The organism is Agromyces sp. PvR057, from assembly GCF_040547485.1.
In the GTDB taxonomy this organism is placed as follows: domain Bacteria; phylum Actinomycetota; class Actinomycetes; order Actinomycetales; family Microbacteriaceae; genus Agromyces.
Genome location: NZ_JBEPPT010000001.1, coordinates 294,873 through 308,918, shown reverse-complemented (window position 1 = coordinate 308,918; position 14,046 = coordinate 294,873). Strand labels below are relative to the sequence as shown.

Here is a 14,046-nt window from a genome sequence, read left to right as displayed (position 1 = left end):
TCGGACGTAGAATCGAAGTTCCGATGAGCTTCGCGCGGCTCCCAGACATTCAGGAGTCCAGCCAGTTGACGACGAACGACCTCGACCGCCCATTCGACCGGCCCACCGGCCCGGCTTCCGTTCCCTCCGACGGCCGCGCCTTCACGCGCGCCGATCCGGGTGCCGCGCCGCCGCTGCGCCTCGCCGACGGCACCGAGCTCGTGCTCGTGACCTCCCCGAGCCGCGACCCGCGCTTCGACCGTGACGACATCGTCATGCGCAAGGGGCAGTACGCGCTGCGCAACGGGCACCTGACCCCGCGCGAGTCGATGATCGAGGACCTCCGCGCGATCGGCGACGCGCTCGACGCGGCCGGCATCGGCTTCCTGCTCGTGCGCGGCAACGACGAGCGCCTGGTGATCGCCGTCGACCGCAGCGACCGCAAGTCCGTCGCCAGGGCCTTCGCCGAGGCGTTCGCGACCGAGCCGTTCTACGCCGAGACCGTCGAGCCGCGCCGCGATGGCGCGACCTACCCGGTGCTGCTCGCCGACGGGCACCTCTCCGGCCACCGCAAGGCCTCGGTCGTGCGCATCCACCGACCCCGTGTCGAGCCCGTCGGCCGCTTGCGCTACGGACCCGAGACGGGCGTGCAGCTGGAGTTCTGGCGCTTCGGCGACGACACCATCGAGGCCCCGCGCGAGAACGCCCTCATGCGCCGTACGCTCCCCCGCTCCGAGGCGATCGACGCCGTCGTGCACCTGCACGGCCGCGACTGGCCCACGCTCGAGCACATGTTCGCGTCGCTCGCGAGCGACGTCGACTTCGACATCGACCTCGTCTTCTCGTGGGTCGACGGCTCGAGCGACGAGTTCGTGCGCGAGCGGGCGAAGCGCATGGCGAGCTACGTGGTCGGCGAGGGCGACGATTCCGAGGCCCGCTACCGCCAGATCGACGAGCTCAAGTACGCCCTGCGCTCGGTGCACCTGTTCGCCCCGTGGATCAGGCGCATCTTCATCGCGACCGACTCACCGGCGCCCGAGTGGCTGGCGCGGCATCCGAAGGTCACGATCGTGCGCAGCGAGGAGATGTTCGCCGACACCTCGGTGCTGCCCACGCACAACTCGCACGCCGTCGAGAGCCAGTTGCACTACATCGACGGCCTCGCCGAGCACTTCCTCTACTCCAACGACGACATGTTCTTCGGTCGCCCCGTCTCCCCCGACCTGTTCTTCTCGCCTGGCGGCATCACGAAGTTCGTCGAGGCGTCGACTCGAATCGGGCTGGGCGACACGCATCCCGGCCGCTCGGGCTTCGAGAACGCCGCGCGCGTGAACCGAGCCCTGCTGCGCGAACGCTTCGGCAAGGTCACGACGCGTCACCTCGAGCACTGCGCGGCGCCCCTGCGCAAGTCGGGCATGGCCGACCTCGAGGCCGCGTTCCCCGAGGAGTTCCGCCGCACGGCCGCGAGCCGCTTCCGCTCGGCGACCGACATCTCGGTGACGAACTCGCTCTACCACTACTACGCGCTGCTCACCGGGCGCGCGGTCGTGCAGACCGATGCCCGCGTGAAGTACATCGAGACGACCCTGAAGCGCGCACTGCCCGCGATGCGCCGGCTCCTCAAGCGCCGCGACCAGGACATGTTCTGCCTCAACGACGGCAGCCTGCCCGAGATCTCGGTCGAGGAGCGCACGGCCGCGGTCACCGAGTTCCTCGAGCACTACTTCCCGTTTCCCGCCCCATGGGAGAAGGCTGCGGATGTCGCGGCCGAGGCGCGCCTCGTCGGCTCGACGTCGCTGCCGGAGCCCGCGTCCGACCTCACGGCCTGACGCGCGCCGCCGAGCGCTGCACCGCCCACGCCCGCACGCACACACACACGCCCGCACGCCCGCCCGCCCGCCCGCCCGCCACGACGTTTTGCCGGTTCACGCCCGCTCGGCACGGGTCGTCGCGCCGCAAAAGGTCGTGGCGCCGCGTCGTCGGCGCGCGAGAGCGCGTGCGGGCGGTGCGAAGGGTGCGGCGAGCTCGGGCGTCAGCCCGCGAGCACCGGGATCGGCATCGTGAACGGCGGGTCCTTCGGCACCGCGGGCGCCGCGGCATCCGCGATCACGATCCCGTCGGCCGCGAGCCGGCGTGCGCTCTCCTCGGCATCGATCCAGTCGAGCGCGGGCGTCGCGCCGAGCGGCACGACCGAGTGCAGCACGGTCGACGGGTACACGTGCACGAGGTTGAAGGCGCGGGCGCCGTCGCGTCCGCGGGTGCCGCCGACGGGAACGTTGAGGTCCTGCGTGTAACAGCTCGCCGATGCGACCGACACGGGAACCCCAGCGAACGTCGCGGTCGACGAGTAGTGCAGATGGCCCGCGATGATCGAGCGGATGTCGCTGCCCTCGACGACCTCCGCGAGTCCTGACTGATCGCGCAGCTCGACCGACACCGCGAGGTCGAGCACGCTCGGCACGGGCGGGTGGTGCATCGCGAGGATCGTGCCGTGCGGCGCCGCGATCGAGAGCTCCTCGGCGAGCCAGTCGAGCTGCTCTGCCGCGATCTCGCCGTGGTGACTGCCGGGCACGGTCGTGTCGAGCGTGATGACGCGCAGGCCGCCGACGTCGTCGACCCGGTCGACCGGACGGGTGCCGCCGACCTCGTCGTCGAGCAGTCCGCGGCGGAAGGCCGCCCGGTCGTCGTGGTTGCCCATGACCCAGATCACCTGCGAGTCGAGGCGCTCGGCCACGGGATCGACGATGCGGCGGATGCGGTCGTAGGCGTCGGGCTCACCCCGGTCGGCCAGGTCGCCCGTGAAGACGATCGCCTCCGGTCGTCCACCGGATGCCTCGAACTCGTCGAACAGGGTGCGGAGGTGGCGCTCGCTGGCCACGCGATCGTAGAGGCTGCCGCCGGCGGCGAGCAGGTGCGTATCGCTGATGTGCAACAGGAAATGGAGCGGCCGAGGGTACTCGGCGATCCGGGTGTTCACGAGGGTGTCCCATCGATCGGCTGTGACGCACGACGGCGGGCGTCGGGCTCACACTAGCGGAACACGCGAATCTGAACGGGGCATGAAGGCGGAGTGTGACCGAGCTGAAACCTGCTCGGTCGACGCCGCACGATCACCTTTTCAGGACCACCGCGGTCATGAGCGCAATATGCAGCCATGAGCGGTGTGGTCCTGAAAAGGTGAGTGCCAGAGGGCGAGAGCGATCGCATGCCGCGGCGCGAACCCGTTCGAGGGGCGCCCAGTGTGCGACATCCGCTCGGCGGGTGCAAGGGGTTGCGACGATTCGAGGGCTTCGGAATGGTGGGACATTCGTGATCGCAGAGGAGGAGCACATGCTCACACTGACCGAGAACGCCAGCACCGTCGTGAAGGAGATCGTCTCCCGCAACGGGGCCCCCGAAGGATCCGGGCTGCGCATCAACGCGCAGGACACCACGGCGACCGAGTTCGCCGTCGCGGTCGTTCCGACGCCCGATCCGACCGATTCCATCGTCGAACAGGACGGCGCGCGGGTCTACCTCGGCGAGGCCGCGGCGATGGCCCTCACCGACAAGACGCTCGACGCGACGGTCGGCGACGACGGCCGCGTGTCGTTCGAGATCGGGCTGCAGGCCTGACCGCCCAGCACGATCGAACGGCGGATGCCGCGGGGCACGTGCTCCGCGGCATCCGCCGTTCCACGGCCGCCGTCGGCACCTCGCCCGTTCAGGCCATGGGCGAGCGATCCGCGGGAGCGCCCGGCGAGGACGAGGACGAGGACGCCGACACGGTCGACGAGCGCCGACGCGCCACGGCGTGCACCGCGCTCAGCATCGCGAACAGCAGCACCGCGCCGATGGCGTAGCCGACCAGGTCGAGCGGGTCGAACGAACTGCCGAACACCAGCCGCAGCGGCGGCATCGCGGCCACGACCGCGGCGGGAACGCCGGTCAGCTGCAGCAGCTCGATCGCGGCGGAGGCGGCGAACGCGATCACCGCGACGAGCCATCCGGCGAGGCGCGGCCGGGCGATCGCGACGACGAGCCCGACGAGGCACGCGTAGAGCGCGCTCCCGGCGAGGTCGATCGCGACCGTGCGGTCGAGCAGCTGCAGGCAGAGGCCCGCGAGCAGCACGACCGCAGCGGTCGCCGCGAGGATCAGCCGCACGTGCGACTACTCGTCGCGCGTGCCCTTGTGGCGCGGCTTGCGGCCGGCGCCGTCGTCGCCGGCGCCGGCAGTGTCTGCGGCGCCGTCGTCGTTCGAGCCCGCCGGCTTGTCGTACGAGCGGGCCGGCTTGTCGTCGTACGAGCGGCGCGGCTTGTCGTCGCGGTCGTACGAGCGACGGGGCCGGTCGTCGCGGTCGCCGTACGAACGGCGAGGACCGCTGTCGCGTCCGCCGTCACGACGGGGCGGCGCGCCGCGGTCGGGGCGCAGCTCGATGAGCCGGCCGCTGATGCGGGTGCCGTCGAGGCGCTCGAGCGTCTCGCGGGGCAGGTCGGCGGGCAGCTCGACGAGCGAGAAGTCGGGGCGGATCTGGATCGCACCGAAGTCTTCACGGCGCAGGCCGCCCTCGTTGGCGAGCGCGCCCACGATCTGGCGGGGCTCGACCTTGTGGCGTCGCCCGACGGCGATGCGGTAGGTCGCGAGCTGGGGGCCGCCGCGCGAGCGACGGTCGCCGCCGCGGTCGTCGTCGTAGCGCCCGCCGCGGGACGCGCCATCTCGGTCGCCTCGGCGGTCGTCGCGTGCACCTCGGTCGTCGCGCTCCTTCCACTCGCGCGCGGGGCGCACGGCCTCGGGCTCGAGCAGCAGCGGCGACTCGCCCTGGGCGACCACGGCGAGCGCCGCGGCCACGTCGACCTCGGGCACGTCGTGGTGCTTCATGTAGTGGCCGATGATGTCGCGGAAGCCCTCGATGCGCTCCGCCTGCTCGAGCGCCGCGGTGATGCGGTCGTCGAAGCGCGAGAGTCGCGTGACGTTCACGTCGTCGACGCTCGGGAGCTGCATCTGCGTGAGCTCCTGGCGGGTGGCCTTCTCGATCGCCGAGATGAGGCGGCGCTCGCGCGGCGTCGCGAAGCTGATCGCGTCGCCGGTGCGGCCGGCGCGGCCCGTGCGGCCGATGCGGTGCACGTACGACTCGGTGTCGGTCGGGATGTCGAAGTTCACGACGTGGCTGATGCGCTCGACGTCGAGGCCTCGCGCCGCGACATCCGTCGCCACGAGGATGTCGAGCTTGCCCGACTTCAGCTGGTTGACGGTGCGCTCGCGCTGGGCCTGGGCGATGTCGCCGTTGATGGCCGCAGCCGAGTAGCCGCGTGCACGGAGCTTCTCGGCGATTTCTTCGGTCACGCTCTTCGTGCGCACGAAGACGATCATGCCCTCGAAGTTCTCGACCTCGAGGATGCGCGTGAGGGCGTCGATCTTCTGCTGGTGCGCGACGACGAGGTAGCGCTGCGTGATGGTCGCCGAGGTCGTGGTCTTGGTCTTGACCGTGATCTCTTCGGGGTCGTTCAGGTACTGCTTCGAGATGCGGCGGATCGCCGACGGCATCGTGGCCGAGAACAGGGCGACCTGCTTGTCGGCGGGGGTGTCGGCGAGGATCGTCTCGACGTCTTCGGCGAAGCCCATCTTGAGCATCTCGTCGGCCTCGTCGAGCACGAGGTACTTGAGCTGCGAGAGGTCGAGCGTGCCCTTCTCGAGGTGGTCCATGATGCGGCCGGGGGTGCCGACGACGATGTGCACGCCGCGGCGCAGGGCCGACAACTGCACGCCGTAGCCCTGTCCGCCGTAGACGGGGAGGATGTGCACGCCGCGCATGCGCGACGCGTACTTCTCGAACGCCTCGCAGACCTGCAGGGCGAGCTCGCGCGTGGGGGCGAGCACGAGCGCCTGCGGGGTCTTCTGGGATTCGTCGAGCCGGGCGAGGATCGGCAGCGCGAACGCGGCCGTCTTGCCCGTGCCGGTCTGGGCGAGGCCCACGACGTCGCGCCCTGCGAGGAGGGTCGGGATGGTGGCGGCCTGGATGGCCGAGGGGGTCTCATAGCCGACATCGGAGAGGGCCTTGAGCACGGCGCCGTCGAGTCCGAGGTCGGCGAAGCTGATCGCGGCGGGCTCTTCAGGAGCCTCGGCCACGACGGGGTTTTCGCCGGAAGTCACATTTCAGCCTACTCCTGTCGCCTGTGAGGCGTCCGGGTACGTTTTTCGGGCGGCTTCGACGCAGGGCGAGCGGATGCCGCGGGCGGGCGCCGGCGACATCCGTCCCTCAGAGCGCGAGCAGCCGTTCGGTGTCGCCGAAGACCTCGAGGCCGGCGCAGGCCGCGGTGCCCGCGAGCAGCACCCGTCCGTCGTGGTCGAGGTGCCGGAACGCGATGCTCGCGTCGAGCGTCTCCTCGACCCGCTGGTGCATGGCGGTGCGGAGCGGTGCGTGCAGCAGCCCGCCGCGCACCCGCTCGGCGTCGAGCTCGAGCACGCCGTCGGGGCCGGTGACGCTCCACCGCACATGGGTGTCGTCGATCGAGAGACGGGTCTCCTTCGAGCGGTTGTACGTGGTCCACCGGTGCAGTCGACCGCCGTGGCGCAGGCCGATGATCGAGCCGCGGAACGCCCGCCCGAGCCACGGGATGATCGCGATCGAGGCGATGAGCGAGGCATCCGTTCCGTCGCCGATCTCGGTGTCGAGGTGGTTGCTGGCCATCCAGACGTATCCGGCCGGGAAGGCCTGGCCCCAGTCCTTCTCGAGGTAGCCCCGCCCGCCGTCGAAGCTCGTGGGGCGGCCCTCGACCTCGATCTCGCCGGCGAGGCCGTGGCCGAACGAGACGATGCCGTGGAAGCACTCCATGGCCGGTACGAGACCGTACCAGCCCATGATGCCGGGCTCGCGGGCCGTCACGGGCCACGGTTCGAGCGGCGTCGAGTAGGCGATCTCGCCGCGGAGCTGCGGCAGGTCGAGGGTCATGCCCGCGGGCGAGAACCGGTTCGGCCCGACGCGCACGTCGAACTCCCGGTCGGATGCCGCGAACTCGCCGACCTCGTACCGGTGGTACCAGCTGCGCCCGGTGAGCCCGTCGAGCACCTGCACGAACGCCTCGTCGGTCGTGCGCCCGTCAGCTCCGCCGGTGGCACCGCCGAGCCCGCGGAACACCCCGGGGATCACCGCCCAGCGTTGCGTGCGGTCGGCCGACACGACCTTGTTGTACCAGCCCTCGAAGTACCCCTTCGTCACGCCCTTGCCGTGAAAGGCCTCTGGATGCCGCACTCCTCGCACGTACGCCGCCGGGGTTCGCATGCGCCAACCCTAGGGGGCGGCGGGCCAGCGGGGCATCCGCTGCTACGCTCGCTGCGGATTCAGCGCCGAACATGCCCGATCGGCGACGCATCGTCACCTCGAATCCCCCGCGAGATCGGACCCGGATGCCCCGCACCATCGTCGAGCGCGAGCTCACCGCCCCCGTCGCCCTCGTCGGCGCAGACGGCCGGCTGAACCCCGGGGCCGTCGGCTGGACGCGCACGCCCCTGCACGACACCGCTGGCATCGACGGCCGCCGCGTCTGGGGACGGAACAAGCGCTGGGAGTACTGGGCCGTCACCACCCCGACCCACGTGATCGCCCTCACCGTGTCGTCGCTCGACTACGCCGCGGTGCATGCCGTGCTCGTGCACGACCGTCGCACCGGGGCGACGATCGACCGGTCGGCGATCGCCCCGCTCGGCTCGAGCGCCGTGCTGCCGGCCTCGCTCGGCGACGGACCCGCCCGTGGGGTCACGCGCACGATCTCGATCGACCTCGATGAGGTCGACGGCGGCACCCGGCTGCGCGCGGTGTCCGGCGACCTGCGGCTCGACCTCCTCGCCCACCGGCCCGACGGCCACGAGTGCCTCGGCGTCGTCGTGCCGTGGTCGGCGACGCGGTTCCAGTACACGGTGAAGGATGTCGCGAGGCCGGCGAGCGGATGGCTCGAGATCGCCGGCGAGCGCATCGAACTGCCGGCGGGCGAGAGTTGGGCCGTGCTCGACCACGGACGGGGCCGCTGGCCGTACCGCATGACCTGGAACTGGGGCGCCGCGTCGGGCCGGGCCGCCGACGGCCGCACGATCGGGCTCCAGCTCGGCGGCAGGTGGACCGACGGCACCGGCTCGACCGAGAACGCCGTGGTCGTCGACGGACGCCTGCACAAGATCGGCGACGAGCTGGAGTGGACGTACGACGAGACCGATTGGCTCGCGCCGTGGCGCATGCGCGGGGCATCCGTGGACCTGCGGTTCGAGCCGTTCTGGGACCGCGTGAGCTCGACCGAGCTGCTCGTCTTCGGCTCGCACGGCCACCAGTGCTTCGGGCACTACTCGGGATGGGTGGATGCCTCGGGCGAGCGCATCGCGGTCGACGGCCTGCTCGGCTGGGCCGAGGACGTGCGCAACCGCTGGTGACGGTCGCGCATGCGGGCCGGTGCGGCGGCGAGCCCTCGCCCGCGATCAGGCCGACACCGAACGAGGACGCCGGGTCGCCACGAGCACCGCGGTCCACGTCGAGAGCAGGAGTGCCGTGAGCACGAGGCCGAGGTCGCCGACGCCGATCGACGCGATCCACGCGAACGGGTCGCCGAGGCCGAGGTGCTCGACCAGCACGCCCGACAGCTGCACGAGGGCGATGACGACCGCGGCCACGACCGAGAGCACGGTCATCGCGACGCCGTACACCGCACCGACGTCATGGTTCCGGATGCCGCCCGCGCCGTCGATGCCGGTGAGGCCGCCGCCCGTGCCGCCGCCCGGAGCGTCGGCCGTCGACGGCTGCCACGCGTAGGCCCGACGCATCACGGCCCCCTGCGCCGTGTCGAAGGCGCTCATGCCGGCGGCGAAGAGCACGGGGAGGGTGAGGGCCGCCCACCACGGCACGGCGGCCAGCGTCGCGGCGCCGGCGAGCGCGAGCAGGCCGATCTCGGTCGCCGTGTCGAACCCGAGGCCGAAGAGCAGGCCGACGCCGTACATGCGCGACGGGCGGTCGACCGCGCGCTCGAACGGACCGAGCAGCCGCAGCACCGGTCCGCCGCCGTGGTGGCCGTCGCCGTGGAGTGCGTGTCGGCGGTCGCGTGCACGCAGCGAGGCGATGTTGACCATCGCGATCACGAGCAGGAAGACACCGGACACCGTCGGGCCGATGACGCCCGTCCAGGCGTGCAGCGCCGACGAGTCGTCGGCGAGCGACGCACTGATCGCGGCGAGGCCGAACGTGAGCAGCACGCACAGCACCAGCACGATCGTCGAGTGGCCGAGCGAGAACCAGAAGCCGACGGTGCTCGCCGGCCGGCCACGCTCCGTGAGGCGCCTGGTGGTGTTGTCGATGGCGGCGATGTGGTCGGCGTCGAACGCGTGGCGCAGGCCGAGCGTGTACGCCGCGAGCCCGACGCCGAGCGTGACGAGCGCCGTGCCGTCGCCGGCGCCGAGCGGGATGCCGGCCGGGACGACGGCGACCAGCAGCACGCCCCACCCCAGCACGTGGAGCGCGGCGATGAACGCCACGACGCCGACGGTGCCGCGGCGGGTTCCGACCCGATCGGGTGAGGTCATCGCTGCCGCCCATCCGCCACGGCGTCATGCTAGCGCCGGGGCGGACGAGCGGGGAGGCCCGAACGGGCAGTCGTCAGTGCGTCGGGGTGGCCGAGGGCGCCGGCGTCTCGTCGTCGGCGGGGCCGGTGACGACGGTCGGCTGCGCCGCGGCATCCGCCCCGTCCTCCGTCGTGACGAGGTGGTGCCGACGCTCGAGCGCGGCCCCCTCGACGTCGACGTCGGGCATGACGCGGTCGAGCCACTTCGGGATCCACCAGGCCGACCGGCCGAGCAGGTGCATGATCGCGGGCATCAGGAGCATGCGCACGACGAACGCGTCGACGAGCACGCCGAAGGCGAGGCCGAAGCCGACCGAGCGGATCATCGTCGAGTCGGAGAAGATGAACCCGCCGAAGACCGAGACCATGATGAGTCCGGCCGCGATCACGACCGAGCGCCCGGCACGAAGGCCCTGCGCCACCGCGAGTCGCGCTGGCGACCCGTGCACGTACGCCTCGCGCATGCCGGTGGCGAGGAACAGCTGGTAGTCCATCGCGAGGCCGAACAGGATGCCGACGAGGATCACCGGCAGGAAGCTCAGGATCGGCCCGGTGCTGATGCCGAGTGCGTCCGCACCCCAACCCCACTGGAACAGCGCGACGATCGCGCCATAGGTGGCGAACAGCGACAGGATGAACCCGCCCGTGGCGATGATCGGCACGAGCAGCGAGCGGAACACGAGGATCATGATGAGCAGCGAGAGCCCGACCACGACGACGAGGTAGAGCGGCAGCACGGCGGCGAGCCCCTCGGAGATGTCGATGTTGATCGCCGCCTGGCCGGCGACGCCGAGCGTGATGTCGCCGTTCACCGGCGGCAGGGCGCGCAGGTCGCGCACGAGCTGCTCGGTCGAGGCCGCGTTGGGGCCCTCGGCCGGGATGACCTGGAACACCGCGAGCGAGTTGTCGTCGGAGACGTCGACCGCGGCGACCGAGACCACGTCGTCCTGGGCGGCGATCGCCGAGGCGACGTCGACCTGGAGCTGCAGCACCTCGTCGTCGGTCGTGCCCTCCGGCAGTTCGGCGGTGACGAGCAGCGGGCTGTTGGCGCCCGCGCCGAACTGCTCCTCGGTCACGGTGTACGCCTCGTACGCGGAGGAGCCGTGCGGCTCGGACGAGCCGTCGGGCAGGCCGACCCGCATCGACAGCGACGGGATCGCGACGACGAGGAGTGCCGCGATCGTCACGACGCCGGTGAGCACCGCACGCCAGGTCGGCATGGCCTTCACGACGGGGGGCTCGTGGCGGTTGCCCTCGCCGAGGTGCGCGCGCACCTTGCGCCGCAGGATGCGGAGGCCGAGCAGGCCGAGGAGCGCCGGGGTGAGCGTCGTCGAGATCAGCACCGCGACGGCGACGGCGACCGCGCCGACCGTGCCCATGAGGCCGAGGAACGGCACGCCCGTGACGTTCAGGGCGAGCAGCGCGACGATCACCGTGGTGCCCGCGAACACGACCGCGTTGCCCGAGGTGCCGTTCGCGAGGCCGATGGACTCGACGACCTCGGCGCCCTGCAGCAGCTGCTTGCGGTGTCGGTTCACGACGAAGAGCGAGTAGTCGATGCCGACCGCGAGGCCGAGCATGACGGCGAGCATGGGCGTCACCGAGGCCATGTCGACGACGCCGGAGAAGGCGAGCGAGCCGAGGATGCCGACGGCGACGCCGAAGATGGCGGTGACGAGCGGGAGGGATGCCGCGATGACCGAGCCGAGCATCACGAGCAGCACGATCGCCGCGATGACGAGGCCGATCGCCTCGCCGATGCCGAACAGCTCGGGAACGCCCTGCGAGATGTCGGTCGAGAACGAGACCGAGACGCCCTCGATGGGCTCGGCCGAGAAGTGGTCGATGACCGACTGCTTCGCGTCCTCGGAGAGCTCGAGTCGCGGCACGGTGAACGAGACGTTCGCGATCGCCGTCGAGCCGTCTTCGGAGACGAGGCGGATGCCGTCGGCGTAGCCGAGCAGCTCGGAGCCGAGTTCGAGCTGCTCGGCGTTCGCCTCGAGCTCCTCGCGGCCGTCGTCGAGCTTGGCCTGCTCGCCCGCGAGCGCCTCGGTCTGGGCGTCGAGCTGCGCCTGCTGCGCGTCGAGCTGCGCCTGCTGCTCGTCGATCGCGTCGGTCGGGGCACCGGCGGCGACGGCCTGCTCGCGCGCGGCGTCGAGCTGCGCCTGGCCGGCATCGAGCTGCGCCTGCCCGGCCTCGAGCTGGGCGGTCCCGGCGTCGAGCTGGGCCTGACCCGCATCGGCCTGGGCCGTGCCGTCGTCGATCTTCGCCTGGCCGTCGGCGAGCTGCTGCTGCTGGTCGTCGAGCTGTTGCTGCGCCTCGAACGGGTCGACCACGTCCTCGACATCGACGAGGTCGCCCTGGTCGGCGATCAGCGCGCTGATCTCGGCCTGCTGCTCGTCGGTCAGGGCCGAGCCGTCGGTCGTCGTGAAGACGACGGTTCCGGCGCCGCCGCTGTACTCGGGCAGCTCCTCCTGGAGATCGGCGATCACGTCGCCCGACGCGGTGTTCGGCACGTCGAAGCTCGTCGTGAGGCCCTTGAACCCGATGAGGAATCCACCGACGGCGATCGCGAGCACGACGGTCCAGGCGGCGATGACCACCCAGGCGCGTCGCGCCGAGAACTTGCCCAGTCGGTACAGCAGCTCAGCCACGTCATGTCCTCTCACGTGCGATCGACGTTGCGATCGACCGTGCGAGTATACGAGACGCACCGTCTCGTCTTGCTGGGAGAAGCATGGGCGATGGGTAGCATGTGCTGGTGTCCGAGCATCGACGGGGTCCGGTCCGCAGCGAGGCCGCGCGGGTTGCGATCCTCGACGCCACCGCTCGACTCTTCGAGAGCCGCGGCTACGACAACCTCACGATGGAGGGCATCGCCGCCGAGGCGCATGTCGGCAAGCAGACGATCTACCGCTGGTGGCCGTCGAAGGGCGCGCTCGTCGCCGACTGCCTGATCGAGGGCCTGCTGTTCCGCGACGGGTTCAGCCCGCCCGACACGGGCGACCTCCGTGACGACCTCACGGCGTGGCTCCGCGGCATCCTGAGCTTCGTCGATCGCGAGGGCGGGGCCACGATGGTGCACTCGCTGATCGCGGCCGCCGGCGATCACCCGAGCGTCGGGCAGCGCCTGTCGGAGCAGCTCGGCGCGAACTCCCTGCTCCACGCAAGGCTCGAGGCGGCGGTCGCGGCAGGGCAGCTGTCGCCCGACCGCCCGCTCGACGAACTCGGCGACGCCCTCGTGGGCGCGGTGGTGCTGCGGGCCCTCGGTCGTACCCCGTCGGATGCCGCGGCCGCCACCCGGCTCGTCGACGCCGTGCTCGGCTGACCGGCGTCGCGCCCCCGCAGTTCCGAACCCCGTCCCGTGATCGCCGTCGCGCCCTGCCGCCCGGCGCGGCACACTGGAGGCGTGGCCGCCTGGGTGCTGCACGTCGACCTCGACCAGTTCATCGCTGCGGTCGAGGTGCTGCGGCGCCCCGAGCTCGCCGGGCTCCCGGTGATCGTGGGCGGTCGCGGCGACCCGACCGAGCGAGCTGTCGTGTCGACGGCGTCGTACGAGGCCCGAGCGTTCGGCGTCGGCTCGGGCATGCCGCTGCGCATCGCCGCGCGCAAGGCGCCCGATGCCGTGATCCTGCCGGTCGACCACGAGGCGTACACCGAGGCATCCGTCGCCGTCATGGCGACGCTGCGCGAACAGCCCGGCGCGACGGTGCAGGTGCTCGGCTGGGACGAGGCCTTCGTCGGCATCGACACCGACGACCCCGAGGCGTACGCGACCTCGGTGCGACGCGCGGTGCTCGACCGCACGAGGCTGCACTGCAGCGTCGGCATCGGCGACACGCTCGTGCGCGCCAAGGTCGCGACCGGGTTCGGCAAGCCGCAGGGGATGTTCCGGCTCACCGCCGAGAACTGGCTCGACGTCATGGGCCACCGACCGACGATCGAGCTGTGGGGCGTCGGCTCGAAGATCTCGAAACGGCTCGCCGCCCTCGGCATCGCGACCGTCGCCGAACTCTCCGCCGCGGACCTCGACCTGCTCACCGCCGAGTTCGGCCCGCGGATGGGGCCCTGGTTCCGCGAGCTCGGCCGCGGCGAGGGCGCCCGCGTCGTCGACGACACCGAGTGGGTCGCCCGCGGGCACAGCCGGGAGACCACCTACCAGCACGACCTCGTCGAGCCCGCAGAGGTGGAGGCGGCGCTGCGCACCCTCGCCGAGGCGGTGCTCGACGACGTCGCCGCCGAGGGGCGTCCGGTGATGCGGCTCACCCTGAAAGTGCGCTACGCGCCGTTCCTGACCAAGACGTTCAGCCGCAAGGTCGCCGAGACGGCCGATCGCGACGAGGTGCTCGCCCACGTGCACCGGTTCGCCGCCGACCGGATCGAGCCAGGCCGGCCGATCCGCCTGCTCGGCCTCCGCGCCGAGATGCCGATGCCCGACGACGCGCGCGCGCGGCATACGCCGACCCGCAGCGGGTGGTGAGGCGCGGTGGG

The 14,046-nt window shown here is 71.7% G+C and carries 11 protein-coding genes; 5 read left to right on the top strand and 6 right to left on the bottom strand.

Annotation, left to right across the window (positions count from 1 at the left end; genetic code table 11):
- Positions 1 to 23: 23 nt before the first annotated feature.
- A complete protein-coding gene (locus ABIC29_RS01400) occupies positions 24 to 1,808 on the top strand; it encodes a stealth family protein (protein WP_199471238.1) in 1,785 nt (594 codons plus the stop codon).
- Between the two features lie 203 nt (positions 1,809 to 2,011).
- On the opposite strand, the gene ABIC29_RS01395 is transcribed toward ABIC29_RS01400, so the two are convergent.
- Complete coding sequence (locus ABIC29_RS01395; RefSeq protein WP_116080519.1) at positions 2,012 to 2,956, bottom strand: phosphodiesterase; 945 nt, start codon at positions 2,954 to 2,956, stop codon at positions 2,012 to 2,014.
- A 353-nt stretch (positions 2,957 to 3,309) separates the two neighbouring features.
- Here ABIC29_RS01395 and ABIC29_RS01390 point away from each other — a divergent pair, with 353 nt between their 5' ends.
- Positions 3,310 to 3,594 (top strand): Fe-S cluster assembly protein HesB, encoded by a 285-nt coding sequence (locus ABIC29_RS01390; protein WP_354242051.1) that lies wholly within the window; start codon positions 3,310 to 3,312, stop codon positions 3,592 to 3,594.
- Positions 3,595 to 3,682: 88 nt separating this feature from the next.
- On the opposite strand, the gene ABIC29_RS01385 is transcribed toward ABIC29_RS01390, so the two are convergent.
- From ABIC29_RS01385 to ABIC29_RS01375, 3 genes are all read right to left on the bottom strand, one after another.
- The gene (locus ABIC29_RS01385) at positions 3,683 to 4,123 is read right to left on the bottom strand and encodes a DUF2809 domain-containing protein (RefSeq protein WP_354242048.1); all 441 of its coding nucleotides are present in this window, start codon (positions 4,121 to 4,123) and stop codon (positions 3,683 to 3,685) included.
- Positions 4,124 to 4,129: 6 nt separating this feature from the next.
- Positions 4,130 to 6,109: a DEAD/DEAH box helicase gene (locus ABIC29_RS01380; RefSeq protein ID WP_116080517.1), complete on the bottom strand. Its 1,980-nt coding sequence runs from the start codon at positions 6,107 to 6,109 to the stop codon at positions 4,130 to 4,132.
- A gap of 106 nt (positions 6,110 to 6,215) precedes the next feature.
- The gene (locus tag ABIC29_RS01375; protein WP_354242045.1) at positions 6,216 to 7,238 is read right to left on the bottom strand and encodes a tocopherol cyclase family protein; all 1,023 of its coding nucleotides are present in this window, start codon (positions 7,236 to 7,238) and stop codon (positions 6,216 to 6,218) included.
- 125 nt (positions 7,239 to 7,363) lie between these two features.
- Between ABIC29_RS01375 and ABIC29_RS01370 the strand changes: the two genes are divergently transcribed.
- On the top strand, positions 7,364 to 8,377 hold the full coding sequence (locus tag ABIC29_RS01370) for a DUF2804 domain-containing protein (RefSeq protein ID WP_354242042.1): 1,014 nt from the start codon (positions 7,364 to 7,366) through the stop codon (positions 8,375 to 8,377).
- Between the two features lie 45 nt (positions 8,378 to 8,422).
- Here the strand turns inward: ABIC29_RS01370 and ABIC29_RS01365 are convergent, their stop codons facing one another.
- A complete protein-coding gene (locus ABIC29_RS01365) occupies positions 8,423 to 9,517 on the bottom strand; it encodes a HoxN/HupN/NixA family nickel/cobalt transporter (RefSeq protein WP_354242039.1) in 1,095 nt (364 codons plus the stop codon).
- A 73-nt stretch (positions 9,518 to 9,590) separates the two neighbouring features.
- Positions 9,591 to 12,209 (bottom strand): MMPL family transporter, encoded by a 2,619-nt coding sequence (locus tag ABIC29_RS01360; protein WP_354242036.1) that lies wholly within the window; start codon positions 12,207 to 12,209, stop codon positions 9,591 to 9,593.
- Positions 12,210 to 12,316: 107 nt separating this feature from the next.
- Between ABIC29_RS01360 and ABIC29_RS01355 the strand changes: the two genes are divergently transcribed.
- Positions 12,317 to 12,883, top strand: coding sequence for a TetR/AcrR family transcriptional regulator (locus ABIC29_RS01355; protein ID WP_354242033.1), 567 nt, complete (start codon positions 12,317 to 12,319; stop codon positions 12,881 to 12,883).
- An 81-nt stretch (positions 12,884 to 12,964) separates the two neighbouring features.
- The gene (locus ABIC29_RS01350; protein WP_502915438.1) at positions 12,965 to 14,035 is read left to right on the top strand and encodes a DNA polymerase IV; all 1,071 of its coding nucleotides are present in this window, start codon (positions 12,965 to 12,967) and stop codon (positions 14,033 to 14,035) included.
- The last annotated feature ends 11 nt before the right edge of the window (positions 14,036 to 14,046 follow it).

Bases quoted from the DNA above. Each gene is read 5' to 3' on its own strand.
- ABIC29_RS01370 (WP_354242042.1), top strand. From the start codon at position 7,364: ATGCCCCGCACCATCGTCGAGCGCGAGCTCACCGCCCCCGTCGCCCTC.
- ABIC29_RS01375 (WP_354242045.1), bottom strand. From the start codon at position 7,238: ATGCGAACCCCGGCGGCGTACGTGCGAGGAGTGCGGCATCCAGAGGCC.
- ABIC29_RS01365 (WP_354242039.1), bottom strand. From the start codon at position 9,517: ATGACCTCACCCGATCGGGTCGGAACCCGCCGCGGCACCGTCGGCGTC.
- ABIC29_RS01390 (WP_354242051.1), top strand. From the start codon at position 3,310: ATGCTCACACTGACCGAGAACGCCAGCACCGTCGTGAAGGAGATCGTC.
- ABIC29_RS01400 (WP_199471238.1), top strand. From the start codon at position 24: ATGAGCTTCGCGCGGCTCCCAGACATTCAGGAGTCCAGCCAGTTGACG.